The 23,647-nt window shown below is 73.1% G+C and carries 22 protein-coding genes; 10 read left to right on the top strand and 12 right to left on the bottom strand.

The window, feature by feature from the left end; genetic code table 11:
- Positions 1–173: 173 nt before the first annotated feature.
- From WME76_RS38315 to WME76_RS38300, 4 genes are all read left to right on the top strand, one after another.
- Positions 174–1,736, top strand: a complete 1,563-nt coding sequence (locus WME76_RS38315) for a glycosyltransferase (protein ID WP_437957102.1) — start codon at positions 174–176, stop codon at positions 1,734–1,736.
- A gap of 348 nt (positions 1,737–2,084) precedes the next feature.
- Entirely contained in the window at positions 2,085–2,390 is a 306-nt protein-coding gene (locus WME76_RS38310; protein ID WP_012241218.1) for an integration host factor subunit alpha, read from the top strand.
- Between the two features lie 11 nt (positions 2,391–2,401).
- Complete coding sequence (locus WME76_RS38305) at positions 2,402–2,767, top strand: MerR family transcriptional regulator (protein ID WP_433930807.1); 366 nt, start codon at positions 2,402–2,404, stop codon at positions 2,765–2,767.
- Positions 2,748–3,413 carry a hypothetical protein gene (locus tag WME76_RS38300; RefSeq protein ID WP_437957101.1) on the top strand — a complete coding sequence of 222 codons (666 nt, stop codon included), beginning with the start codon at positions 2,748–2,750 and terminating at the stop codon, positions 3,411–3,413. Before WME76_RS38305 ends, WME76_RS38300 begins: the two co-directional genes overlap by 20 nt.
- Positions 3,414–3,582: 169 nt before the next feature.
- Here WME76_RS38300 and WME76_RS38295 read toward each other — a convergent pair whose 3' ends face one another.
- Both WME76_RS38295 and mgtE read right to left on the bottom strand, forming a co-directional pair.
- On the bottom strand, positions 3,583–4,194 hold the full coding sequence (locus WME76_RS38295; RefSeq protein WP_437957100.1) for a single-stranded DNA-binding protein: 612 nt from the start codon (positions 4,192–4,194) through the stop codon (positions 3,583–3,585).
- A gap of 180 nt (positions 4,195–4,374) precedes the next feature.
- Positions 4,375–5,760: a magnesium transporter gene (gene mgtE / locus WME76_RS38290; RefSeq protein WP_437957099.1), complete on the bottom strand. Its 1,386-nt coding sequence runs from the start codon at positions 5,758–5,760 to the stop codon at positions 4,375–4,377.
- Positions 5,761–6,348: 588 nt separating this feature from the next.
- On the opposite strand from mgtE, the gene WME76_RS38285 reads away from it, so the two are divergent.
- Both WME76_RS38285 and WME76_RS38280 read left to right on the top strand, forming a co-directional pair.
- Positions 6,349–8,724 carry a hypothetical protein gene (locus WME76_RS38285; protein WP_437957098.1) on the top strand — a complete coding sequence of 792 codons (2,376 nt, stop codon included), beginning with the start codon at positions 6,349–6,351 and terminating at the stop codon, positions 8,722–8,724.
- 147 nt (positions 8,725–8,871) lie between these two features.
- The gene (locus WME76_RS38280; RefSeq protein WP_061617282.1) at positions 8,872–9,564 is read left to right on the top strand and encodes a response regulator transcription factor; all 693 of its coding nucleotides are present in this window, start codon (positions 8,872–8,874) and stop codon (positions 9,562–9,564) included.
- Here WME76_RS38280 and WME76_RS38275 read toward each other — a convergent pair.
- Positions 9,546–10,478, bottom strand: coding sequence for a M23 family metallopeptidase (locus tag WME76_RS38275; protein WP_437957097.1), 933 nt, complete (start codon positions 10,476–10,478; stop codon positions 9,546–9,548). The genes WME76_RS38280 and WME76_RS38275 overlap by 19 nt on opposite strands.
- A 270-nt stretch (positions 10,479–10,748) precedes the next feature.
- Between WME76_RS38275 and WME76_RS38270 the strand changes: the two genes are divergently transcribed.
- A complete protein-coding gene (locus WME76_RS38270; protein WP_437957096.1) occupies positions 10,749–11,432 on the top strand; it encodes a HEAT repeat domain-containing protein in 684 nt (227 codons plus the stop codon).
- A complete protein-coding gene (locus WME76_RS38265) occupies positions 11,432–12,259 on the top strand; it encodes a class I SAM-dependent methyltransferase (RefSeq protein ID WP_437957095.1) in 828 nt (275 codons plus the stop codon). The genes WME76_RS38270 and WME76_RS38265 overlap by 1 nt, the downstream gene beginning before the upstream one ends.
- 55 nt (positions 12,260–12,314) lie before the next feature.
- Here the strand turns inward: WME76_RS38265 and WME76_RS38260 are convergent, their stop codons facing one another.
- Both WME76_RS38260 and queD read right to left on the bottom strand, forming a co-directional pair.
- Positions 12,315–12,599: a (2Fe-2S)-binding protein gene (locus tag WME76_RS38260; protein WP_061605431.1), complete on the bottom strand. Its 285-nt coding sequence runs from the start codon at positions 12,597–12,599 to the stop codon at positions 12,315–12,317.
- A gap of 4 nt (positions 12,600–12,603) precedes the next feature.
- Positions 12,604–12,966: a 6-carboxytetrahydropterin synthase QueD gene (gene queD, locus WME76_RS38255; protein ID WP_061605432.1), complete on the bottom strand. Its 363-nt coding sequence runs from the start codon at positions 12,964–12,966 to the stop codon at positions 12,604–12,606.
- 214 nt (positions 12,967–13,180) lie between these two features.
- Between queD and WME76_RS38250 the strand changes: the two genes are divergently transcribed.
- Positions 13,181–13,303 carry a hypothetical protein gene (locus WME76_RS38250; RefSeq protein ID WP_434043814.1) on the top strand — a complete coding sequence of 41 codons (123 nt, stop codon included), beginning with the start codon at positions 13,181–13,183 and terminating at the stop codon, positions 13,301–13,303.
- Positions 13,304–13,330: 27 nt separating this feature from the next.
- Here WME76_RS38250 and WME76_RS38245 read toward each other — a convergent pair whose 3' ends face one another.
- From WME76_RS38245 to hemE, 7 genes are all read right to left on the bottom strand, one after another.
- Entirely contained in the window at positions 13,331–14,896 is a 1,566-nt protein-coding gene (locus WME76_RS38245) for a GAF domain-containing protein (RefSeq protein WP_437957094.1), read from the bottom strand.
- Between the two features lie 147 nt (positions 14,897–15,043).
- Entirely contained in the window at positions 15,044–16,150 is a 1,107-nt protein-coding gene (locus WME76_RS38240; protein WP_437962202.1) for an acyl-CoA reductase, read from the bottom strand.
- Complete coding sequence (locus WME76_RS38235) at positions 16,150–17,283, bottom strand: acyl-protein synthetase (RefSeq protein WP_437957093.1); 1,134 nt, start codon at positions 17,281–17,283, stop codon at positions 16,150–16,152. The genes WME76_RS38240 and WME76_RS38235 overlap by 1 nt, the downstream gene beginning before the upstream one ends.
- A gap of 87 nt (positions 17,284–17,370) precedes the next feature.
- Positions 17,371–18,729: an aspartate aminotransferase family protein gene (locus WME76_RS38230; protein WP_437957092.1), complete on the bottom strand. Its 1,359-nt coding sequence runs from the start codon at positions 18,727–18,729 to the stop codon at positions 17,371–17,373.
- A 44-nt stretch (positions 18,730–18,773) separates the two neighbouring features.
- Positions 18,774–19,673 (bottom strand): GGDEF domain-containing protein, encoded by a 900-nt coding sequence (locus tag WME76_RS38225; RefSeq protein ID WP_020741151.1) that lies wholly within the window; start codon positions 19,671–19,673, stop codon positions 18,774–18,776.
- 1,099 nt (positions 19,674–20,772) lie between these two features.
- On the bottom strand, positions 20,773–21,612 hold the full coding sequence (locus tag WME76_RS38220) for a class II glutamine amidotransferase (protein WP_437957091.1): 840 nt from the start codon (positions 21,610–21,612) through the stop codon (positions 20,773–20,775).
- 179 nt (positions 21,613–21,791) lie between these two features.
- Positions 21,792–22,841, bottom strand: coding sequence for a uroporphyrinogen decarboxylase (gene hemE, locus WME76_RS38215; RefSeq protein WP_437962201.1), 1,050 nt, complete (start codon positions 22,839–22,841; stop codon positions 21,792–21,794).
- Positions 22,842–23,056: 215 nt separating this feature from the next.
- Between hemE and WME76_RS38210 the strand changes: the two genes are divergently transcribed.
- Positions 23,057–23,644: a hypothetical protein gene (locus tag WME76_RS38210; RefSeq protein WP_437957090.1), complete on the top strand. Its 588-nt coding sequence runs from the start codon at positions 23,057–23,059 to the stop codon at positions 23,642–23,644.
- Positions 23,645–23,647 lie beyond the last annotated feature (3 nt).

The following is a 23,647-nucleotide window of genomic DNA, read 5'->3' as shown; positions in this document are numbered from 1 at the left end:
AGTCAACTTTCCAGGACTCGTGACAGAGAGTTGCAACGAATTACAAGTGCATGACAACTTCGGATCCGGCGGATGGTACGCGTTCGTCACCCGCCAGCATTTGCAGGCGTGGAGACCGGCGCTCTCGCCCGGACCCACGCCTGGAAGGCACCCGCTGGCGGAAGGTGCTCCCGATGCTCTCCATGCTGCTCTGTGTGCTCTACTTCGGCGTGCTGCTCGGCCTCAGCGCCTACGGCCTGCACCGACTGCACCTCGTGGTCCTCTGCCGGTTCAACCGCGCGAAGATCGCCCGCGCGCAGGAGGTCGCCGCCCTGACCGATCGCGATCTTCCGCCGGTGACGATCCAGCTCCCGCTGTTCAACGAGTCGACGGTCGCGGCGCGGCTGCTCGATGCGGTCGCGCGGATGGATTACCCGCGCGACAAGCTCGAGATCCAGGTGCTCGACGACTCGACGGACGAGACGCAGGGCCTCGTCCGGGCGCACGTCGAGCGGCTGCGGGCGCAGGGCATCGACGCGGTGTACCTGCACCGCACGGACCGGGTCGGCTACAAGGCGGGCGCGCTCGACGCGGGCCTCAAGGTCGCGAAGGGCGAGCTCGTCGCGATCTTCGACGCCGACTTCATCCCGCAGCCGGGCTTCGTCCGCTCGATCGTCGGCCACTTCGAGGATCCCACGGTCGGCATGGTCCAGACGCGATGGGGCCACCTGAACCGCGACGTCTCCATCCTGACGCAGGTGCAGGCCCTGATGCTCGACGGCCACCACCTGGTCGAGAACCGCGCGCGCTTCGGCGCCGGCCTGCTGTTCAACTTCTCCGGCACCGGCGGGATGTGGCGCAAGGACGCGATCCTCGAGGCCGGCGGCTGGCAGCACGACACGCTGACCGAGGACCTCGACCTGTCGTACCGGGCGCAGCTCGCGGGCTACCGCTTCATCTACCGCGAGGATGTCGTCTCGCCGGCGGAGCTCCCGGAGGACATCTCGGCGCTGCGCGCGCAGCAGTACCGCTGGGCCAAGGGCACGGTGCAGACCGCGCGCAAGCTCATGGCGACGGTGCTCAGCGCCAAGCTCTCGGTCGGGCAGCGGATCGAGGCGTTCTTCCACCTCACCCCGCACTTCGCCTACCCGCTCCTCGTGCTCCTGAGCGTGCTCCTCTTGCCGGCGCTCGTCCTGTTCCCCGCCGCCGACACGCTGACGATGGTCGCCATCGACCTGCCGCTCTGCACGGCGACCACGGGCTCGCTCGCGGCGTTCTACATGCAGGCCGAGACGGCGCAGGGCCGCTCGCGGTGGGGCGCGGTCGTGCGCCTGCCGATGTTGATCGCGCTCGGTACGGGGCTCGCGCCGCACCTCTCGAAGGCCGTGATCGAGGGGCTCCGCAGCATGGCCGGCGAGTTCGTGCGCACGCCCAAGCAGGGCGACAACAAGGGCCGGTACCGGGTGCGCACCGACCTGCCGCTCACGGAGGCGATGCTCGCCGTGCTCTCGTGCGGCGCGGTGGTCGCGTCGATCCAGACGGGGCACTACTTCGCCACGCCGTTCGCGGTGCTGTTCGCGATCGGCTACCTCTACGTCGCGTTCATGGTCGCCGGGGAGCAGTTCGCGCGCCGTCGCGACGCGACCTCGAGCGCGCCGGCCGTCTGGAGCGACGCGCCGTCGAGCGACGCGGCCGTGGTCGGCGCCTGGTCGAGGCAGGCGACGAAGGAGCGGCCCCTCGGCGACCTCGCTGCCTGAGCGGCCCCCCGCCGCGGCGAGCGCGTCCAGCGCCCGCGCCCTCCCGCGCTCCCCCGCGCCCCTACACCAGCATCCTGCCGCCGGGCCTCCTGGCCGCCGACGCCGAGGCGGGCGGCGCGCGGCGCCGGTCTCGACGTCCCCCAGGCCTGCTCCGAGCTCCGCTGATCCGCTGGAACTGTGCATGAAGTGCGCCCACCGCTATCGGGCGGAGCCTGCGTGACCCCCCTAGACCTCCCCGACGCAGGCTGGCATCCTGCCCCGAGCCGGTCGGGGGACCGTACGCGGCTTCCTGAACGGTCTTCAGGGGTTGCGGCGCGTCCCCCGCTCTGCAAGGGCGTTGGGGGTGTCATGACGAAAGCCGAAATCGTTCAGGCGGTCTACTCCCGCCTTGGCGGGTTCTCGAAGAAGGAGTCCGCCGATCTGGTGGACCTCGTGTTCGAGACCATGAAGGAAACGCTGGGTCGCGGGGAGAAGATCAAGATCTCCGGATTCGGTAACTTCGTGCTGCGCGACAAGCGCCAGCGGCAGGGCCGTAACCCCCAGACCGGCGACCCGATCCTGATCACGGAGCGGCGGGTCCTGAACTTCAAGGCGAGCCAGATCCTGAAGCAGGCCCTCAACCCGCGCGAGACGGCCTCGGCGGCCGAGGAGTAGACCGCTTGGCGGTGCGCCAGCAGCTTCCGGCGAAGCTGTACTACCGGATCGGCGAGGTGGCCGGCATCGTGGGGGTCGAGCCGCACGTGCTCCGGTACTGGGAGACGGAGTTCCGCTCCATCCGCCCGCAGAAGTCGGCGAAGGGGCAGCGGGTCTACAGCCGGCGCGACGTCGAGACGCTCCTCAAGGTGAAGGAGCTCCTCTATTCGCACCGCTTCACGATCGCGGGGGCGCGGCGCAAGCTGCGCGAGGGCGGCATCGAGCCGCCGCCCCCCGACGCGGGCGCGAGCAGCGAGGAGGTGCAGCGCATGCGCGCGGCGCTGGTCGAGATCCGCAGCGAGCTGCTCGCCTTGATGGATGAGCTCGATCGCGCCTGAGGTGCACGGCGTCGCGCCGGGCGTCGCGCTGCGGCTCTCGCTGCCCGCCGGGGCGCGCGACACGCCGGCGGAGGCGCTGCCCGCGATCGACGTGTCGGCGATCGCGGGCGCGAAGGTGACGCTCCGCCGGGGCGTCGACGCGGACGGGCTGTCGCTGCGCGCTGTCTGCGTGACGGCCCCGTCGCGGCAGTGGGTCACCGGGCTGGAGGAGCTGGTGCTCGACCGGGCCACGGGGCTCGTGCGCGGGGCGCTCGGGGTGGCGATCGAGCGGTGGGAGGCGGGGCAGATCCGCGCGGACTCGCGCCGGTTCGAGCAGGCGTTCGAGGGGGCGGGGAAGGTGGGCGAGCGAGCGACGGCGATCCGCGGGCGGCACGTGCTCGGCTTCGCCGGGAGCGAGCGCGACGCGGCGCTCTGCAGCGTGGTCTGCCTGGAGCCGGCGCAGGGGGCGGGGGCGCGCTGCGGCGAGCTGCTCGGCGCGACCGCGATCGAGGGCGCGCTCGTGGAGGCCCCGGAGCCGGGGGCGCTCGCGCGGGCGATCTTCGTCGCTGCCGAGCACCCCGCGGCTGCGGCTGCGGCGATGGGGGTGCTCGCGGGGGCGGGCGTGGCTGTCCTGCTGGCGCGGCGGCCTCGGCCGAGGCCTCTGTGAGCGCGGCGGGGAGCCGAGCTGCCCGCCCCGAGGGGCAGGGGCTCCTCGGGCCTACCATCGCCGCGAGCGAGGAGATCGGCGCGGGCCCGAGGAGAGCTACCGTCTCGGTGAGATCAACGAGAAGGAGAGTCGTCTCGGGGGAACGCCCGCGCCTGGCGCAGCGGAGCGATCAGAACGGGATGTCGTCGTCGTTGCCGCCGCCGTAGCCGCCGCCGAAGTCGTCCGCAGGGGGGCCGGGATCCTGCGCCGCCGGGGCCGGGCGACCGCCGCCGCCACCGCGGTTGTTGTAACCGCCGCCGGCCGGACGCCCGCCGCCGCCGCCACCACCGTAACCGCCGCCGCCACCACCACCGCCGCCGCCGGCGTAGCCGCCGCCGCCGCCGGCGTAGCCGCCGCCGGGGTCGGCGCCGAACGCGCCCGCATCATCGCCGACCGCGCCGCGGCCGCGGCCGCCGCCCGTCAGCAGGACGTTGTTGGCGACCACCTCGGTCTTGTAGCGCTTGTTGCCGTCCCGATCGTCGTAGCTCGACGTGCGGAGCGAACCCTCGACGAAGATCGAGGAGCCTTTGCTGAGGATCTTGCCCAGGGCTTCGGCGCGCTTGCCCCAGATCACGACATTGTGCCAGTCCGTCCGTTCTTTCCGGACCTTGTCGCGATCGAGGTACGATTCGGTCGTGGCGAGCCGCAGGTTCAAGACGGCCTGCCCTCCCTGGGTGAACCGGAGCTCGGGGTCGGCGCCCAGGTTGCCGAGCAGCATCACGCGATTCAAGCCTTCGGCCATCTTGACTCCTTCCCTAGGAGGGGCTCAGCGCGACTCGCGCCGAGCGGAAGACGCCTGTTTCACTCCCCCATGGGGGCCGACGCGTCAAGGGTCGCGGCGCGCCGGGAAGCACGTGGCGCGCCCGCGCGGCGTCGGCGGCGCCGCCCTCGGCGCCGGCGACGCCGCGCCGCACGAGCCGGCTCACCCGCCGGCGCCGGCCCCGGCGAGGAGGTCGGCCAGGAAGATGCGGGCGATCGTGAAGTAGAGCAGGATCCCGAGGACGTCGACGAGGCTCGCGATGAACGGCGTGGAGCTGGTCGCCGGATCGAGGCCGACGCGCCGGAGCAGGAGGGGGAGCATCGCGCCCACGGTGCAGCCCATGAGGACGATCGCCATCAGCGTCACGCCGATCGTCAGGACGAAGCCGGTGCCGTCGCCCCAGAGCCAGACGCGGAGCATGCCGATGACCGAGAGGATGAGGCCGAGCACGACGGCCTGGCCGAGCTCGCGGACGAGGACGCTCGCCCAGTCGCCGACGCGCACATCGCCGACGGCGAGGCCGCGGATGATGAGCGACGACGACTGCGAGCCGGAGTTGCCGCCGGTCGAGATGAGCAGCGGGACGTAGTAGGCGAGCGTCGCGACGGCCTCGAGGTCGTGCTCGAAGCGACGGAGCACCTCGCCGGTCATGAACTCGCCGACGAACAGCACGGCGAGCCAGGGGGCGCGCTTCTGGATGAACGTCCAGAAGCTCGTCTTGAAGTAGCTGTCCTCGATGGGGCCGACGGCGCCGAGCCGCTGCACGTCCTCGGTCTGCTCCTGGGTGAGGACGTCCATCACGTCGTCGACGGTGATGACGCCGAGCAGCTTCCGGTCCCCGGAGAGCACGGGCAGCGCGCTGAAGTCGTACTTCGCCATGGTCCGCGCGACCTCTTCCTGGTCGGTCTCGGGGCTGACGGTGAAGACGTTCTCGGTCATCACGTTCGAGAGCCTCTCGGACGGCGAGGCGAGCAGGAGATCGCGCAGCGACACGACGCCGATGAGGTGCCCCCGCTCGGAGACGACGTACACGTAGTAGATGGTCTCGGCGTCCTCACCGACGGCGCGGATCCGCTCGATCACGTCGGCGACCGTGAGGTTGATGTGCACCGACACGTAGTCGGTGGTCATGAGCCCGCCGGCGCTGTCCTCGGGCCACTTGGCGAGCTCCTCGACCTCGGCGGCGGCCTCGGGGTCGACCTTCTCGAGGGTGGAGAGGAGCGTGTCGCTGACCTGATCCGGGAGCGCCTCGATGAGATCGGTGCGGTCGTCGGCCGCCATCTCGGAGACGATCGGCGCGATGCTCTCGACGCCCATCTTCTCGACGAGCGCTTCCTGGATCTCGCCGTCGAGGCGCTCGAAGATCGGCGCGGCGTCCTCGGCCTTGAGGGCCATGAGGACCTTCGCCGCCTCGGCGTCGTCCAGCAGGCCGATGAGGTCGGCCAGGTCCTCGTCGTGGATTTCCTCCAGCAATTCGGAGAGCTGCGCTGGATCCTCGGCGAGGAGCTGCCGTACCTCCGGGACCATGGCGAGGGCGACGCGCAACATGCTGGTCGGGCACTGACCACAACTCGGCCCTGCTGGGAAGCGTCATTCCCCCCGCCGACGCCGGTCGCCCGAGCGAGCCGGCGGCCCCCGGCCGCCGCCCTCCGACCGAGGTTGAGGTCGCGTCGACCGACCCAGGTTGAGGTCGCGAGGCCCGACCCAGGTTGAGGTCGCGAGGCCCGACCCAGGTTGAGGTCGAGGCGCCGACCGACCCAGGTTGAGGTCGCGGAGGTCGCGCCCCGTGTCGAGGCCCGCCTACTGAGTTGTCTACGGCGCAATCCAGTTGACGGCGCCGCCCGGCTCGGCGAGGACGACCGCCGCGGCGGCGCGGCGGCACCCGCCTTGCTTGAGCGCCCTCGGGCCTACCCGGGCGGGCTCGAGCCGGCGGCCAGGTCGAATTGACAGCGTTCCGCTCGGGTCCCTAGCATCGGGCTCCGTCGAGCCGCGGATCGCCTGCGGAAGTCGGTCATGGCCCGTGAATGGCGGGTCTTTTCTGTGGCTTGACCGCCGCGCAACCGGATCGGTGGTCGAAAGGAAAGTCGAATGATGACGCGGATTGAGCGTGAGAGGAGGCGCCCATGGACGGGCGCGGTGAGGTTCGCCCTGGCGGGCCTCCTGATCGCCGGCACAGGCACCGCCTTCGGATGCCTGAGCCGCCCCATCGCGAGGAACAATCCCCGCACGACGGCCACGATCGTCGAGCGGCTCACGCAGAGCTCGGTCGACAAGATCGACCTCCTGCTGGCCATCGACAACTCGGGCTCGATGGCCGACAAGCAGGACATCCTCGCCTTCGCGATCCCTGACCTCGTCGAGGGACTCGTCAACCCGCGCTGCATCCCCGCGTCGGGCATGGGCGACGCCCAGACGGTCAACTCGCCGAACGCCGACTGCCCGGCGGGCTACAAGCGCGAGTTCGAGCCGGTCAAGGACATCCATATCGGCATCATCAGCTCGAGCCTCGGCGGCCACGGCTCGGGCGCCTGCCCGTCGACCACGAGCCCCTCGAACGTGGACATGGCGCACCTCCTCGCGCGCACCAACGAGAGCTCCACGACCAACGACATCCCGACCTACCTCGACAAGGGCTTCCTGGCCTGGGACCCCGATCAGAAGCTCGACGGCGAGCCCGAGGTGCCGGACCCGCAGGACGGCGAGGCCGACATCAACGCGGACTCGGGTAACGACCTCAACGACACCTCGCTGGTCGGACAGCTCACCGCGATGGTGAAGGGCACGGGGCAGGCCGGCTGTGGCTTCGAGGCGCAGCTCGAGAGCGTCTACCGCTTCCTCGTCGACCCGGAGCCCTACGCGTCCATCGAGCTCCAGGGCGACATCGCGGTGCCGACGGGCCTGGATGCGGCTGTCCTGCAGCAGCGCGCCGAGTTCCTCCGGCCGAGCTCCCTCCTCGCGATCATCATGCTCAGCGACGAGAACGACTGCTCGATCCGCGAGGAGGGCCGCAACTACCTCGTGGCCGAGACCAGGAACGGCTTCCGCCTCTGGCGGCCGCGCCCCGAGTGCGCGACCAACCCGGGTGACAAGTGCTGCCGGTCGTGCAGCCAGAACCAGGACGGCTGCCCCGCCGCCGCGGAGTGCACGGGCGACGACGGCTTCCCCGCCCGCCTGAGCGCGGCGGAGGATCCCGTCAACTCCCGCTGCTGGGATCAGAAGCGCCGGTTCGGCTTCGACTTCCTCTACCCGATCGAGCGCTACCGGCGCGCCTTCACCGAGGCGCAGATCGAGAACCGCAAGGGCGAGCTGGTCCCGAACCCGATCTTCAGCGATCCGAACCCGGAGGACGACGACAACAACATCCGCGATCCGGCGCTCGTCTTCTTCGCCGGCATCGTCGGCGTGCCGTGGCAGGACATCGCGCGCGTGAACGAGGCGGGCCAGCCCGACCTCCTGCGCGGCCTCAACCAGGACGGCGAGCCCGTCGGCGGGTTCAAGAACGCCGACGAGCTCAGCGCCCCGCTGCTCGGCGGCGCGTTCAGCAGCACCTGGGAGCTCATCCTCGGCGATCCCGCGAACTACGAGCGGCCGAAGGATCCGTTCATGATCGAGTCGACGGCGCCGCGCTCGGGCGTGAACCCGATCACCAACGATGCGATCGTCCCGCCGACGGAGGCGGGCTGGAACGGCATCAACGGCCGCGAGTACACGATCCCGACGGGGAGCACGGGCGACCTCCAGTACGCGTGCGTCTTCGACCTCATCGACTCGAAGACCTGCGAGGGCAACTCCCAGAGCTGCGACTGCAGGGAGGTGGGCGGTCAGCCGAACGACAACCCGCTGTGCGAGCCGGAGGCCGGCAACGATGAGGCCGATCCGCAGCCCAGGACGACGACGCAGATCAAGGCGAAGGCCTACCCGGGCCTGCGCGAGCTGCAGCTCATCCGGGAGCTCGGACCCCAGGGCATCGTCGGCTCGGTGTGCCCGAGCCAGCTCACGAACGACAACGCGGCCGACTACGGCTACCGGCCGGCGATCGGCGCCATCATCGATCGGCTGAAGACGGTGCTCGGCGGCCAGTGCCTGCCCCGCACCCTGACGCCCGACGCCGAGGGGCAGGTCTCCTGCCTGATCCTCGAGGCGCGCAACACGCAGGGCGCGTGCAAGTGCGACGACACGCCGGCGCGCACTAACGTCACCGAGCTCCACAAGGCGGCGATGGACAAGGTGCTCGAGGATCCGATCGCGGAGGCCGCCGGCTGGGACTGCGTGTGCGAGATCCAGCAGCTCGCGGGCGAGGAGGCGAACGCGTGCAGGAGCGACCCGAGCGACAACGTCCGGGCCAACGGCAACGAGGTCAACGGGTGGTGCTACATCGATCCGTCGATCCGCATCGGCAACCCGGAGATCGTCGCGACCTGCCCGCCCACCGAGCAGCGCATCATCCGGTTCACGAACAAGGGCGAGGCCCAGCAAGGGGCCACGCTGTTCATCACCTGCTCCGGCGAGTAGCCGGCGGCTGATATCGCCCGGCGCGCGGGGCCCGATCGCGAGATCGCGCCCCGCGGCGCTTTTTGTGGCCCCGGAGCCGGCCGCGCGGGCCGCCCGGCGGCGCTCTGGCCGGCCCCGGCGGGTTTTGTGCTAGAACCGGCCCCGGTCGTGGCCGCACGCAAGAAGATTCTCATCATCGAGGACGAGCCCCACATCGTGCTGGGGCTGACGGACGCCCTCGAGTTCGAGGGCTTCTCGGTGGCGTCGGCCTCGAAGGGGAAGGACGGCGTGCTGCTCGCGCGGCAGGAGAAGCCGGACGCGATCCTCCTCGACCTCATGCTCCCCGACACGAACGGCTTCAAGGTCTGCGAGGACCTGCGGCGCTGGGACGCGTTCGTGCCGATCATCATGCTGACGGCCCGCGGCCAGGAGATCGACAAGATCCGCGGCCTCGACGCCGGCGCCGACGACTACGTGACCAAGCCGTTCAGCGTGGGCGAGCTCATCGCCCGCCTGCGCGCCCTCTTCCGCCGCGCCGCCCGGCCCGCCGAGGCGCCCGTCGAGGTGTTCACGATCGGCAACGCGCAGGTCAACATGACCGCCCACACGGTCTCGCGGGGCTCGCGGTCGGACCAGCTGTCGTTCTACGAGGTCGAGCTCCTGCGCCTCCTGCACGAGCGCCTGGGCCAGCCGGTCTCGCGCGAGGAGATCCTCCAGAAGATCTGGGGCATCGAGGCCGGGCCGTCGAACCGCACGGTCGACAACTTCATCGTCAAGCTGCGCAAGAAGATCGAGCGCTCGCCCGACAAGCCGGAGCACATCCTCACGGTCTACGGCTTCGGCTACAAGCTCGCTCCCTGACGGAGCGGCAGCACGTTGCGCAGGTCGCACGGCACCGTCACCGCGGCGTCGGTGATGCGCTTCGGGTCGAGATCCGAGAGGCGCGCGCCCTCGCGGAGCTGCCGGGCCTCGAGGTGCAGCCGGACGAGGCCCGGGCTGCCGGTCTCGCCCGCGTACCCGACGACGTCGCCCGCGTCGAGGCGCGCGCCCGCCACGACGCCCGGGCCGGGGCGATCGAGGTGCCCGTGGACCAGGATGTACCGGCGCGCCCGGTCGCCCTCGCGCACGTCGTGCGCCGTGGCGACCGTGATCCCGGACAGCTCGCCGACGAAGACGACCTCCGCCTTCCCCTCCTGGCCGTCGAGCCTCAGCGCCGCCACCCGATCGCCCCGCGCCGCGGCGATCTCGACCCCGCCCGTCCACGACGGCGGCTCGGGCCGCGCGGCGCCGATCGCGGCCACGGGGCCCGCCGGCGGCGGCGCGCCTGCCTGCGCCGCGGTGCCCTCGACGAGCAGGAACGCCGGCGGCTGATCCGGCGCGCCGATCGGGAAGGCGTACGCGCCGGCGCTCGCTGGACGCTCCGGGCGGCGCGGGATGTGCTCGTAGGCCTGGCTGCGCGCGCCCGCCCCGGCAGGGCGCGCCCCGCCGGGGCCGTAGATCGCCGCCGCGCCGCCCTCGACGAGCGGCGCGCCCGGAGCGGGCAGCGGGATGCACGCGGCGCCCTCCGGCACGGTGCGGGGACCGCAGAGCGCCCCCGCGCCCGCGGCGCCGCGCGCTGCCGCCGCCGGCGGCACGACCGCGGGCGGCGGCGGCGCCGGGTCGTCGAGGCCGCCGAGCGCAAGGACGAGCGCGGACGCCGCGGCGCCGCGCACGAGCGGGGAAGGGGAGAGCGCCGCCCTCGTCGGGCGGGCCTGCGGTGAGCCGGACGCGCGCATGCCATGAACGGTCTACCGCATCGGGGGCAGCTGGCGAGCGCGGCGCAGCGGCGCCGCGCTCGACCGCGCCGAGCCCGGGCGCGGCGGCGTCGGCCTGGCGGCGCGCGGCGGCGTCGGCCTGGCGGCGCGCGCGTGTCGGCTCGCGGCGCGCGTGGCCGCGCCCGCCGTGGACGGGAGAGGGACGCGAAGAAATGGAGAGGAATTCGCGGGGAAGAGGCCCCTGCTGCCTGCCGGCTTGCGGAGGCGGCGCGCTGTTGATAGCTCCTCTTCGTGCAAAATCGCCAAGCCATCGAGACGACCCTGAACAAGCTGTTCGACGCGGAGCGCACGGCTCGCCGGCTCCACGACGACCTCGCGGCCATGCCCGGCGATGCGCTGCTCGACGTCCTCACCGACGCGATCGCGAGCGCGGCGCGCGAGGAGGACGAGGACGAGGCGGCGCTCCGGCTGGTCCGCGTCGCGTCGCTGCTCGGCGAGCACGAGGGCCCGCGCGCGCTCGACGCGCTCATCGACGTGCTCGCCTCGGAGCACCCCGAGGCGCGGCAGGCCGCGGGCGAGGAGATCGAGTCGCTCGCCTACGACCGGTTCAAGGAGGTCGCCCAGGCGATCGAGCGGGCGCTGAAGCGGCTGCCGGTCGGGTCGTCGGCGCTCCCGGAGCTGCCGTACCTCGTCGCCGAGGTGCCGGAGCCGGGCGTGCCGAAGCTGCTCGGCCAGTTCCTGAGCCACAAGGATCCGGACGCGGTGGCGGCGGCGATCGAGACGCTGGTCGAGATCGGCGACCCCGCGCACGCGCCGCTGATCCAGCCGCTGCTCGGCGACACGCGCACGGTCGAGCTGGCGGACGACGGCGGCGGCGACGAGGCGACGTCGGAGGTCACGATCGGCGAGCTCGCCGAAGAGGCGCTCGGCCTCCTCGCGCCCTACGACGACGAGGAGGGGGACGGGGCCGCCTGATGAACGGCCCGCCGCTGAGCGCGGCGGACGCCGTGTTGTTCGAGCACGCGGTCGTCCCGCGCTACATCTCGTTCTTCGCCTCGCTGGCGGTGAACATGCTGCTGCCCTCCGAGGCAGCGCGGATCGTCCATTTCGGCTGCAGGAGCGGCTTCCCCGATCCGATCGTGGCCGACAAGCTGCCCGGCGCGGCCCTCGTGGGCGTCGACGGCTCCGCCGCGGCGCTCGATCTCGCGCGCGCCAAGGCGGCGCTGTTCTCCGGGATGAACGCGAGCTACGTGCTCGCCGACGCCCTGCCGACGCCGCTGCCGAGCGAGAGCTTCTCCCACGCCTTCACGCTGCACCCGGTCTGCCGACCGAGCGAGCGGGCGCAGCTCCTCGCCGAGCTGCGCCGGGTCCTGGTCCCGGGCGGCCAGGCGCTCATCGCGCTGCCGCTGCGCGGCTCGTTCCCGGAGGTCGCCGACATCGCGCGGGAGTGCGCGCTCAAGCAGGACCTCTCCGAGCTGGGCGCGGCGGTCGACGCGGCCGCCGTCAGCCGACCGACGATCGAGACGATCGCCGAGGAGCTCGAGGGCGCGGGGTTCGACGAGGTCGAGGTCGACGTCCAGCTCATCGCGGTGTCGTTCGACAGCGGGCGCGAGTTCCTCGAGGACCCCATCTCGCGGCTGATGGTGATCCCCGAGGCGACGGCGATGCTCGACGTGGAGCCGCAGATCATCGACTCGATGCTCAAGTACCTGCACCACGCGGTGTCGAAGTACTGGTCCGAGGGGGTGTTCGAGCTGACCGTGAACGTCGGGTGCGCGAGCGCCAGGCGCCCGCTCGGCTGACGTCGGGCGCGCGGGAGCGGGCGAGCGTCGGGGCTGGTCGCGCGTGCGGCCAGCGTCAGCGCTCGTGCCCGCCGCCGCGGAGGCCGAGCTCGTCGAGCCCGGCGAGCGCCGCGAGCGAGACCGGGTGGTACGGGGGCCGCGGCGTGATCGGCTTCTGCACGTCGCCCCCGCGCTCCTCGATGAGGCGCGCGCAGAGCGCGAGGCACCACTTGCCCTGGCACCAGCCGGTGCCGAAGCCCGTGTAGCGCTTGACCGACTCGATGTCCTTGTAGCCGCGGTCCATCGCGGCCTCGAGCTCGTGCAAGGTGACGTCCTCGCAGCGGCAGACCAGCGTCTTCATCGCGCTAGTCGCCCTCGTACTCGCAGCGGGCGTCGCAGGTCTCGAAGATGGTGACCCGGTTGAGCGACGGCAGCGACGGCGCGAGGCGGCTCCAGATCCACCGGGCGAGCACCTCGCTGGTCGGGTTCTCCAGCCCGGGGACCTCGTTCAGGTAGTTGTGGTCGAGCAGGTCGTGGAGGGGCGCCCAGGCCTCGTAGAGGTGGCCGTAGTCGATGAACCACCCCGTCTCCTCGTTCACGGGGCCGCGGATCGCGACCTCGACCTTGAAGCTGTGGCCGTGGAGGCGCGCGCACTTGTGCCCCTGCGGCACCTTGGGGAGGCGGTGGGCGGCCTCGAAGCGGAACTCATGCACGAGACGGACGTTCATTGGAGCAGCGGTCATGGGGCGGGCGCCGTGAGGCGTCAACGCCCCGCGGCCTCATCCGGGGCTCTCGTCCGGCGCTCTCCGTGCGGGACCTCACGCGGTGCGGGCGGCGTGCGGCCAGCGGGCGCGGCGTGGAACGAACGCGGTCGCGCGCCGGACGGGGTTCCCTCGAGGAGCTCGAGCGGCTATACCCCCGGCCATGCCGCAGAAGCCCGCAGTGAGAGCCAAGAAGAAGCGTCGCGACACCAAGCGCCTGGCGAACTGGCGCGCCAAGAAGGAGCTGCAGAACGCCCAGGGGACGCCGCAGGCCGACCCGACCGCCGCGCAGCCCAGCAGCTAGGCCGCGAGCACCGGCCGAGGCCGGTGCTCAGTTCGCAGGCTCGTCTTCGCCGTCGTCGTCCGGTTCCGACCCCGGCTCCAGCGACGGCCGCCCCTTGCGCCGCGCGGCGCGGACCGTCGCGACCTCGGCCCGGGACGGGTTGATCACCAGGAAGCCGTGGTCCGCGTCGAGGAGCGCGACGTCGCCCGGCGACGCCCAGCGGAACGCGCCCGCCACGTCCACGATCGAGGGCACGCCGAGGAGCTGGAGGAGCACGAGCGAGCGCGGCCCGGACCGGTCGCTGAGCGCGACGCCCACCGGATTGGCCCGGGCGGAGATCAGGAGATCGAAGACCGTGAGCTGGTCTCCGACGAGGACCGCCTTCGACGGGAGCTGGGCCCGTGCGTCGGGGGTCGCCAGCATCAGGATCGCGTCGCAGAGGTCCTCGATGTCGCGGGCGCGGTCCTGCAGGAACGGGTCGCCGACGATGCCGTTGGCGGCCCGCGCGACCTCGCGGGCGACCGTGCCGAGCGCCTGCGCGACGCTGCGCCCGCCGGCCGCGAGCTCGAAGGCGCGCGCGCGCAGGCGGCCGTCTCCGATCATCAGGAGGTACGCCGAGAGGAACGCCGCGTCCTGGGCGATCCCTCGCTCCGCCGCGCGGGCGTGCAGGTCGACGAGCGCCTTCTCCGCGGTGTCGAAGGCGAACCGCAGGAGCTTCGGATCGCCGCGGCCCTGCTGCGAGCCGAGCGACGAGCTGGCCGGCCGCCGCAGGGCCGCGATCGCGCCGAGCGCGCGCCCCGGCACGACGGGCAGCCCCGGCAGCGTGACCTTGCGCGTGCCCCCGCCGGTGCGCCGCCGCCGCTCGCGCAGCTCGTCGAGCACCTGCGCGTGGCGCGCGCCGGCCGCGATCGGCGCCGTGAGGGCCATGACGAGCTCGACGTCGCGCGCGGTGAAGGCGCGATCGCCCGCCCGCTGCACGACCAGGGCGCCGAGCGGGCGGCCGCTGCCCAGGATGGGGGCAGCGAGGAAGACCGGGAACCGCTCCTCGCGGAGCTCGGGGAACGCCCGGTAGCGCTCGTGCTCCGTCGCCTGGACGACCGAGATCGGGCGCAGGCACTCGACCGCCATGCCGGTGATGCCCTGCCCGACCGGCAGCCGCACCGTGCCGCGCGCCTCGCGCGGGAAGCCCACGTTGCCGCGCAGCACCAGCTCGTCCCCGTCGCCCTCGAGGAGGTACAGCGAGGCCACGTCCGCGCCGAGGATCGCGGCGATCCGCTGCGGCGCCTCGTCGAGGAGGAGCGACAGCGGCATCGGCTTCGCCACGAAGGCCAGGTACTCCAGGACGAGATCCAGGCGCTCCTCGCGGCGCACCTGGATCCTGGCGGAGGCGACCGAGGGCGGCGCGCCCTCGTCCTCCGCGTCCGCGCCGCCGGCCGAGCCGCCGGACGGCTCGCTCGGCGCGGACGCGTCCCGGTCGGCCTCGAGCCCGCCCGACGCGCCGTCCAGGAGCCTGTCCCGTGAGCCCTCCACGCCGAGCGGCGGCGCGGGCGGGCTCGTGATCGCCTCGAGCTCCGCGGGCGTGTGGGTCGCCTTCGGATCGGTGCGCGACGACATACGATGATCGCTATCACACACCGTCGCTCGAGCGCACCTCGCACACGCGAGCGCCCGGGCGGCTCGGCGCGCCGGCGGCGTGTGTGGCAGCGCGATCTGCGCGCTCCGGCGCGCCCTCGGCGCGGGCCGGCGGTCCAGTTGAGGCCGTCAGCGCGCCCGCAGGTCGACGGGGCCGTCGAGGGGCGGGCGCTGCATCCATCCCAGCGCCGAGACCCGGGCGCGCGGGGCCGCCGCGGACGCCGCGCGCGCGAGCTCCCCGCCGCCGCCCGCGCCGATCGCGGTGATCGCGCCGCGGATCGGCGCGAGCAGCGCCGGCGCAGCTTCCGCGCTGCTCGCCGCCACGTGGACGACGCGCGCCGCGGGCGGCAGCAGCAGCGATCGCGGCGCCGCGTCCAGGCCGACCCCGTGCCCCTCGCCTTCCCAGAACGAGCCCACCGCCTCGAGCGTCGCCCGGTACATGGCGATCTCGGCGCGCGCGGCGCCGTCGATCGGCCCGCGCGGGACGCGCGCCCCCGCCTGCCCGAGCGCCTCGTGCAGGGCGCGCGCGAGCGCCTCCGCGCGCTCGATCGGCCCCTCCACCAGCACGAAGCGCGGCGACAGGCAGCCGCGCTGATCGAACGGCACGACGTCGTCCGCGATGTCCCGCGCCGCCTCGGTGACGCCCGCGGCGGGGCCGACCACGGCGAGCCCGAGGCCGGCGCCGTGCCCGCGCACGAGCACGCCCCGGCCGGCCCGGGCCCGCAGCGCCGCCACGGTCTCGTCCGAGCCGTAGATGTGCAGCTCGGCGCGCGGCTCCTCGCCGGCGGCGCCCTCGCCGGCGTCCTCGAGCGCGAGCTCGCCGACCAGCGCGATGGCGCCGCCGGCGCGGGCGAACGCCTCGTCCGTCTGCAGCGCGCGCACGAGGAGCTCCGCGACGACGGGATCGCGGCGGGACGGGCGCACGAGGACGTCCGGCGCCGTCGCCGCCGCGACGGCGATGGCCCGCAGGGGCGCCGTGCACACGTTGGCGGCCAGGACCACCTGGCAGCGGCGCGCGCGCCCCGCGGTCGCCACGAGGGCGTCGAGCTCGCCGCCGCTCGGCGCGACCTCGAGGTGGCGCGCGAGCGCGAGCTCCACGCCCTCGGGGGAGAGGCCGCTCGTCGAGGGCAACCGCCGGCGCGCCTCCTCGCCCAGCGGATCGCGCGGGTCCGCGATCCGCGCCGCCGCGGCGACCGCGCGCTCGACCCGGCCGCGCCGCGCCGCGCCGGCGTCCATCACGGGCCGCCGCCGAGCATCTGGTCGAGCGCGATCGAGCAGCCCCGCGGCGGCGCCCCGGCCGCGCGGCCGAGGAGCTCGACGCCCCCCTCGGTGACGCGCACGCGGTCGGCGGTCTGGATGGCGACGGCCGAGTCGACGTTCGCGAGATCGACGATCCGCGCGAGCCCGATCTCGCCGGCCGGAAGCGGCGCGAGCGTCTCGGGGTCCACCGCGGTGACGCGCGTCCAGGGCGGCGCGTGGTAGAGCCCCGGCGCGGCGCGCGCGGCGACCGCGGGGCCGCCGAGCGCCGCCGCGAGCGTGCCCTCGTAGAGCTGGCTGGAGAGCTCCGTCATGCCGTACTCGCCCACGACGTGCGAGGGCGGCACCCCCAGCGCCCGCGCGATCGCGGCCCGCAGCTCGTCCGCGGGCACCTCGCGCGAGCGGCCCTTGTAGCCGCCCGTCTGCATGACCCGGCTCCCCGCGGGCAGCAGCGTCGCGCCGCCGGGCAGCGGCGCCTCGAGCAGGTGCACGAACGCGAACGAGGTGCCGAGCACGATGGCCGGCTCGCCCGCGGCGCGCGCCTCGCCGCACGCGCGGGCGAAGCCGTCGGCGTCGAGCTCGCCGCCGCGCACGTGCCACGTCGCCGGCCCCGAGAGGCGCGCCGCGAAGCGATCGATCATGAAGCCGAGCGACGAGTCCGGCGCCTCGTCGAGCGGCGGCGCGAGGACGATCGCCCGGAGCCGCGCGCCGTCCGGCCACAGCAGGCGCTCACCCCAGGCGAGCGCCGCGAGCTCGTACGTCGCGGTCGTGCGGAACGGGTGCTCGCCGCGGGACGCCGCGCCGAGGGAGGTCCCGCTCGTGCGGAAGACGCGCACGTCCGCCGCCGGCGGGTGGGCCGCGACGCGCGCGAACCGGAAGACGTCGCACGGCACCGCGGGGATCTGGTCGGCGCGCTCGATCGCGGCGACGTCCGCGCCGCGCGCCCTGAAGAGGCGGGCGACCGGCGCGCAGCGCGCGGCCTGGTGCCGCGCGATCGCGATCGCGAGCGCGTCGAAGGTCTCCGGGAGCGCCGCGCCGCCCGGGAGGAGCGACGCCTCGATGAACGCCCGCGCGCGGCGGTGCAGCGCCTCGCTCTGGTCGAGTGATTCCACGGGGACGGGGATAGCACGCGCCGCCGCGCGCGCGTGCTCCAGCGCGGCGAGCGCGCGGGCCAGGTCGAGCGCCGCGCGGAGTCCGACCTAGCCCGCCAGCACGCGCGCGAGCGCGCCGGCCGCCGCCGACAGCAGCGCCTCGGGGATGGTGAGCGCCGGCGTCAGCGTCAGCGTCTCGCCGCGCACCCCGCCCGTGAGGATCAGGTAGCCCTCGGCCAGCATCCCGCGCATGGCCCGGAGCCCGAGCTCGGCGCTCTCGAGCTCGACCCCGACCATGAGCCCGGCGCCCCGCACGTCGACGATGCCCGGCGCCCGCGCGAGCGCCTCCCGCAGCGCCTGCTGGAAGCGCGCGCCGACGTCCCGCGAGCGCGCGGCGAGCTGGCCTGCGGAGAGGGCGTCGAGCGTCGCGAGCGCGGCGCTCGACGCGAGCGGCGACCCGGAGTGCGTCGAGGTGTGCACCACCTCGGCCTCGCGCGCCCACGCCCGCATGATCGGCTCGGGCGCCACGCACGCGGAGATCGGAAGCCCGCCGCCGAGCCCCTTGCCGAAGCACACGATGTCCACGGGCGCGCCGATCTCGCCCGTGCGCGTCATGGCCCCCGACCGACCGAGGCCGGTCCAGATCTCGTCCGCGATCACGAGCGCCCCGCGCCGGCGCGCCGCCTCGCAGACCGCGCGCAGGAACCCGTCCGGCGGCACGACGCAGCCGCCCCGCCCGAGGATCGGCTCGAGGAGCACCGCGCCCGCCTCGCCGCCGCGCAGCGCCGCCTCGATCGCGTCGAGCGAGCGCGCGGCGCTCGCCTCGTCGCGCGGGTACGGCGCGAACGTCACGCGCGGGTTGAGCTGCTCGGCGAACGGCGCCCGGTAGCTCTCGCGCAGCCCGCACGCCGCGAGCGGCGCGTACCCGAGGCCGTGGTAGGCGCCCTCGAACGCGACGAGCCCCGGCCGCCCGGTCGCGAGCGCCGCCGTCTTGATGGCCGCCGTGACCGCGTCGCTGCCGCTCTGGCCGAGCAGCGCCATGGGCGAGGGCCCGGGGTGCAGCGCCGCGAGGCGCTCCAGCAGCGCGATCTTCACGTCGGCCGAGTACACGTCGCCCAGCGCGAGCGTCAGCCGCGCCATCTGCGCCTCCGTCGCGCGCCGCACCGGCTCCGCCGCGTGGCCGAGCAGCAGCGCGCCGAAGCCCGCGCACAGGTCGACGTAGCGGTTGCCGTCGACGTCGCAGACGTTCGCGCCGCGCCCGTGCGACAGCACGATGGGCAGCATGTCGGCGCCGCTCTTCTGCGCCCGCGCCTCGCGCCGCCGGCCGAACGCCGGGCACTCGACGCGCTCGAGCCGCTCGAGGGCGCTCCGCGACAGGGGGCCAGGCGGCGGCACCCGCACCTCGGGCAGCTCGCCGCCGTCGCCCGTGCCCAGCGCCGCCGTGCGCGGCAGCTCGCTGTTCGGCATCGTCGTTCCTCCGCCGGACCCTTAGCGCAACCGAGGCCTGGAGCTCAGGCGCACACCCGGTTTCTTCCGCTGTTCTTCGCGTGGTAGAGGCGCTCGTCGGCGCGCTTGATGAGGTCGTTCGCGGTGCGATCGCCCTCCTGCAGCAGCGCCACGCCGACGCTGATCGTCACGCGGATGCTGTCGGCCTGGAAGACGAAGAGGTGCTCCGCGACCTTCTGTCGCAGGGTCTCGCCGAGCGCCGCGGCGCCCTCGATGGACGTCTCGGGCAGGATGATCGCGAACTCCTCGCCGCCGTACCGCGCAAACACCTCATCGCGGCGGATGCGGCTCTGCACGATGCGCGCGACCTCCTTCAACACGAAGTCGCCGGCCAGGTGGCCGTGGACGTCGTTGATGCGCTTGAAGTGGTCGATGTCGAACAGGAGGATCGCGAGGTCCCGCTCGTGGCGGCGCCCGCGGATGATCTCGCGCTCGAGCGCCTCGTAGAGGTAGCGCTTGTTGTGGATCTGCGTGAGACCATCGATGATGGTCATCCGGTAGATCTCTTCGTGGTATTGCGCCTCGACGTCGGCGCCGGACAGGAACTTGAAGATCGTGGGGCCGATCTTCACCCGGTCTCCGTTCTTCAGCACCACCTCGCGGGAGATCTGCTCATCGTTGCAGTACGTCCCGTTGGTGCTCCCGTCGTCGACGACCATCCAGGCGCTCGGCCGCTGCTCGAAATGGGCGTGGCGTCGTGACACCGAGTCGCCGTCGAGCACGATGTGGTTGTCGGCGCCGCGGCCGACCCGCGTCGGGTTGTGCTCCAGCACGAACCGCTTGCCGAGCAGCGTGGGCTCCTTCGTGTAGATCACGACCAGGCAGTCGGTCGTGTTCTTGCTGCCGCCGCCCGGTGGGGGCTGGACCACCTGCGTTACACGAGTCTTTTCGTCGAAGTCGCTCACGCGCGCTCAGCCCAACCCGTCGTGCGACCTAGCTTCGACACGTCTCGAGCTCCTCCGGAGACGGAACCTACCCGGGCGCGGCGCTTCGGTCGCGATCCAACGGCTCGATATGCCTTAGCTCGCCCGAGATCAAAGCGTACTGACATGTCCCGACTCCCGTCAAGACGCCCATCCGGGCGGCGCTGTCTTCGGTGCTTCCTCCGCCCTCCTGACCTGACAGCGGCGTACGTCGCCCTCTGCGGTCCGTCGCACCCTTCCACGTTCTCGGCTTGTTCCCCGCACGCCGTTCGCCCCCTGCCGCTCACTCCGCACCACATCCCTGTGCTCGCTCACGTGCATTGTGGGGCATTGTGCGTGTCCATCGCAGTTGACACGCTGCCCGTCTCCTCTTGTACAGCCCGCGCTCTCGACGATGCGGCTCTCTCTATGCGTTTCCCGGGCGCGCCGCCACCCGTCCGGCGAGCAGTTGGGCCTGCAGGGCAGAGAATGGTTCGCTGGAGCACGATGTGTCTGTTCGGTCGGCATGTCCGCTGCGGGACGAGGCTGCGCGAGTTCTGCCTCAAAACCTGGGTGCATCACAACGCTGAACTGACCGCTGCGCACGCCGTCGCTGCGCGCCGCGCGCGGGTCTGCTGCTGAGGAGCGCCGGTTGGTTGACTTGGCATACGGGGTGCGTAGGATAGACCTGCGTCGCGGCGGAGACCTTCCCCCCCCAGGTCCGTCGCGACGTTTTTCATTTCCGGCCGCCCGTTCCCGTCTCCAGACCGGCATGGCCGCGTGCTTCCTCCTGGGATGATCCTCGGAGCACAGCGTTTCACGCCCTCTGAGGGTTAGCCACGCTCCGTCTTTGCTGGAACCGTCCGTCCCGAAGCTATATCGAATGTTCGAGCTCAGCCGCGACGCGCGAGGTGACCAGAGGCGGCAGCGTCGGCAAAGCCAGCAGAGACTGCGGAGGCGAGGGGCGCGACAGAGGTGACGCCGGGTCAGCGGCGAAGTGGCCTCGAGAACCGAGCTCGACCGCAACGAGCGTGTTGACGGCCGGTGCCCGGGCCGCCGCGAGCCGCCGGGAGCGAGCGCGAGAGCCCGGGTCGGGCCTCGGTCACGCGCGCGGCGCGCGGGAGGAGAGCGACGCGCGCGCCGCGCGAGAGGGGGGCGCGGCGCGCGAGGGGAGCGTCGCGCGCAGCTCGCCGCCGTCGAACACCCAGAGCTCGCCGGGCTGCCCCGGGGTCCAGGTCTCGTTCGCGGTGAGCGGGGTGGTCGCGACGACCGCGACGCGATCCTTCGGGGTCGTCACGGTGGAGAAGTCGACGCGGACGTCGTCGTCGACGAGCGCCGCGACGCCGAACGGGGCCTTGCGCACGATGTAACAGAGCCGGGTGGCGCAGCGGGCGAAGAGGTGGCGGCCGTCGCCGAGCAGGAAGTTGAACGTGCCATCCTGGCCGAGCTCGCCGCCGAGCGCCGCGATCGCCTCCCAGAGCTCGCTGGTGCGGCGCGGATAGCCGGGGAACGCGCTGCGGAGCCCCTCCAGCAGGTAACAGAAGGCGTGCTCGCTGTCGGTCGTGCCGATGGGGTTGAAGCGGCCCAGCGCGCGGCGCCGCACGCGGGGCAGCGTGCCGTTGTGCGCGAAGACCCAGTGCCGGCCCCAGAGCTCCCGCACGAACGGGTGCGTGTTGGCGAGCAGGACGTCGCCGCGGGTGCGGCGCCGGATGTGGCCGATCGCGAGCAGCGTCTTGATGGGGGTCTCGCTGAGGAACCGCGCCAGCGGGCTCTCCGCGGCGGGGCTCGGATCGAGGAAGACGCGCGCGGCGCGCCCCTCGAAGAACGCGAGACCCCAGCCGTCGGCGTGCGGGCCGGTGCGGCCGCCCCGGTGCCGCAGACCGTTGAACGAAAAGACGACGTCCGTCGGGACGTTGCACTCCATGCCGAGGAGCTCGCACATGCTCGCGGCTGCACGATACCACCGCAGGAGGGGGCTGAGACCGGCGAGTCGATGCGCCGGAGAGGTCTGCGACCGTCTGCGCGACCGACGCGTCGATGGGCCGGCTCGGCCCGGGCAGGGCGCGCGCTCCTGGACGGCCGCGCGCTCCTGGCCCGCCGCGCGGCGCTCGGGGCGCCGCGTCAGCGGTTCGCGTCGGACTGCAAGGACGAGCGCGGGACGGAGTGGACGAGGTCGATGACCGCCTTCACCGTGTCGACCGGCGTCTCGGGGATGATGCCGTGGCCGAGGTTGAAGATGTGCCCCGCGCGCCCGCCGGCCTCGGCGAGCACCGCCCGCGCCCGGCGCACGGCGACCTCCCGGGGCGCGCAGAGCAGCAGCGGGTCGAGGTTGCCCTGCACGGCGCGATCGTGGCCGATGCGCTGCCACGCCTTGTCGAGCGGCGTGCGCCAGTCGACGCCGATCACCGTGCCGCCGGCGTCGCGCTGGGCCTCGAGCAGCGCCCCCGTGTTCGTGCCGAAGTGGATGACCGGGACGCCGGTCGCCTCGAGGTCCCGGAGGATGTACCGCACGTGCGGCTGCACGTGCTCGCGGTAGTCGTCGATCGAGAGCGAGCCGACCCACGAGTCGAAGAGCTGCACCGCCTGCGCGCCCGCGGCGACCTGCGCGCGGAGGAGGCGGCGGACGACCTCGGAGATCTTGCCCATCAGCGCCGACCACGCCTCGGGATCGCTCCACATGATCTGCTTCGTGAGCCGGTAGTCGCTCGATTTGCCGCCCTCGACGAGGTAGCTCGCGATGGTGAACGGCGCGCCGGCGAAGCCGATGAGCGGCGTCTTGCCGTCGAGCTCCTTGCGGATGAGCCGCACGGCGTCGAGCACGTAGCCGAGGCCCTCCTCGGGCTCGAACACGCGCAGCCGCTCGATGCCCGCCCGGTCGCGCACGGGCTCGTGGATGACCGGGCCCTCGCCCTTCGCGAACTCGAACGGCGCGCCCATCGGCTCGAGCGGCAGCAGGATGTCGGCGAAGAGGATCGCCGCGTCCATGCCGAGCCGCAGCGGCTGGAGCGTCACCTCGAGCGCGAGCTCGGGCGTCTTGCAGATCTCGAGGAGCGTGTGCTTCTTCCGGAGCTCCCGGTACTCGGCCATGTACCGGCCGGCCTGGCGCATGAACCACACGGGCGTGACATCGGTCGGCTCACGTCGGCAGGCGCGCAGGAAGCGATCGTGCATGGCTGGCTCCAGGATGGGTCGAGGGACGTCCTCGGGGCGTTCCTTCATGTCCGTTCAGCCATCCCCCGGCAATCAGTTTCTGGACGCTTCCGCGCCACGGGGAGCGCGGCGGTCGGCCTCCGCGGCGGGCGGCGCGAAGGGGGGACCCAAGCGCCGGCTCGGTCGCCGTGTAGACTGGGGACATGGCGCGTCCTTCCAGACCTCCCGGCTTTGACATGACGTACAGGCCCGAGAAGCGCATCGCGTTCGGGCCGCCGCTGAAGGAGCGCATCCCGGCGCTGCTTTACTTCGCCTTCGCCATCGCCGTGACGGCGGTGATCCTCTATGGCCAGAACGCCCCGTCGAGCTCTCGAATCTTCCAGTACGTGGTCGAGGGGGACCGGCACCGGCTCGTGTCGTCGAGCGTCTGCGCCATCGTCCTGTGCGTGAGCGCGCTCGCGGCGGTGCTGCGCGAGCAGATGCGCGGCGTTGTCGTGCACCCGGACGGGATCGAGCTGCGCGAGCTGCTCGGGTTCGGGCTGCCGCGCGTGCGGCGCTTCGCCTGGTCGCAGATCGACAGGATGTCGGTGCCCCCCGCGCGGGCCGGCGCCGGCGGCGCGGGGGCGGACACGGAGGAGGGGAAGCTGTCGGGCAACATCCGGCTGGATCTCTGGGACGGGTCGCGCACGTGGCTGCCGGACGTGGGCGACAAGATCGCGCTGTCGGTGGTGCTGGAGCGCGTGGCCCTGGCGCGGGCGATCCCGATCGAGGGGGGGACCGGGCTGATGGATGACCTCGGGAACCCGCTGCAGGACGACGGCTGAGCC

It is taken from the genome of Sorangium sp. So ce119 (genome assembly GCF_051524405.1).
Classification (GTDB): Bacteria; Myxococcota_A; Polyangia; order Polyangiales; family Polyangiaceae; genus Sorangium; species Sorangium cellulosum_G.
This window is presented reverse-complemented; position numbering and strand designations above follow the sequence as displayed.

Excerpts from the sequence above, each read along its gene's own strand:
- WME76_RS38315 (WP_437957102.1), top strand. The coding sequence starts at position 174 with ATGCTCTCCATGCTGCTCTGTGTGCTCTACTTCGGCGTGCTGCTCGGC.
- WME76_RS38310 (WP_012241218.1), top strand. The coding sequence starts at position 2,085 with ATGACGAAAGCCGAAATCGTTCAGGCGGTCTACTCCCGCCTTGGCGGG.
- WME76_RS38300 (WP_437957101.1), top strand. The coding sequence starts at position 2,748 with ATGAGCTCGATCGCGCCTGAGGTGCACGGCGTCGCGCCGGGCGTCGCG.
- WME76_RS38295 (WP_437957100.1), bottom strand. The coding sequence starts at position 4,194 with ATGGCCGAAGGCTTGAATCGCGTGATGCTGCTCGGCAACCTGGGCGCC.
- mgtE (WP_437957099.1), bottom strand. The coding sequence starts at position 5,760 with ATGTTGCGCGTCGCCCTCGCCATGGTCCCGGAGGTACGGCAGCTCCTC.
- WME76_RS38275 (WP_437957097.1), bottom strand. The coding sequence starts at position 10,478 with ATGCGCGCGTCCGGCTCACCGCAGGCCCGCCCGACGAGGGCGGCGCTC.
- WME76_RS38265 (WP_437957095.1), top strand. The coding sequence starts at position 11,432 with ATGAACGGCCCGCCGCTGAGCGCGGCGGACGCCGTGTTGTTCGAGCAC.
- WME76_RS38260 (WP_061605431.1), bottom strand. The coding sequence starts at position 12,599 with ATGAAGACGCTGGTCTGCCGCTGCGAGGACGTCACCTTGCACGAGCTC.
- queD (WP_061605432.1), bottom strand. The coding sequence starts at position 12,966 with ATGAACGTCCGTCTCGTGCATGAGTTCCGCTTCGAGGCCGCCCACCGC.
- WME76_RS38245 (WP_437957094.1), bottom strand. The coding sequence starts at position 14,896 with ATGTCGTCGCGCACCGATCCGAAGGCGACCCACACGCCCGCGGAGCTC.
- WME76_RS38240 (WP_437962202.1), bottom strand. The coding sequence starts at position 16,150 with ATGGACGCCGGCGCGGCGCGGCGCGGCCGGGTCGAGCGCGCGGTCGCC.
- WME76_RS38230 (WP_437957092.1), bottom strand. The coding sequence starts at position 18,729 with ATGCCGAACAGCGAGCTGCCGCGCACGGCGGCGCTGGGCACGGGCGAC.
- WME76_RS38220 (WP_437957091.1), bottom strand. The coding sequence starts at position 21,612 with ATGTGCGAGCTCCTCGGCATGGAGTGCAACGTCCCGACGGACGTCGTC.
- hemE (WP_437962201.1), bottom strand. The coding sequence starts at position 22,841 with ATGCACGATCGCTTCCTGCGCGCCTGCCGACGTGAGCCGACCGATGTC.
- WME76_RS38210 (WP_437957090.1), top strand. The coding sequence starts at position 23,057 with ATGACGTACAGGCCCGAGAAGCGCATCGCGTTCGGGCCGCCGCTGAAG.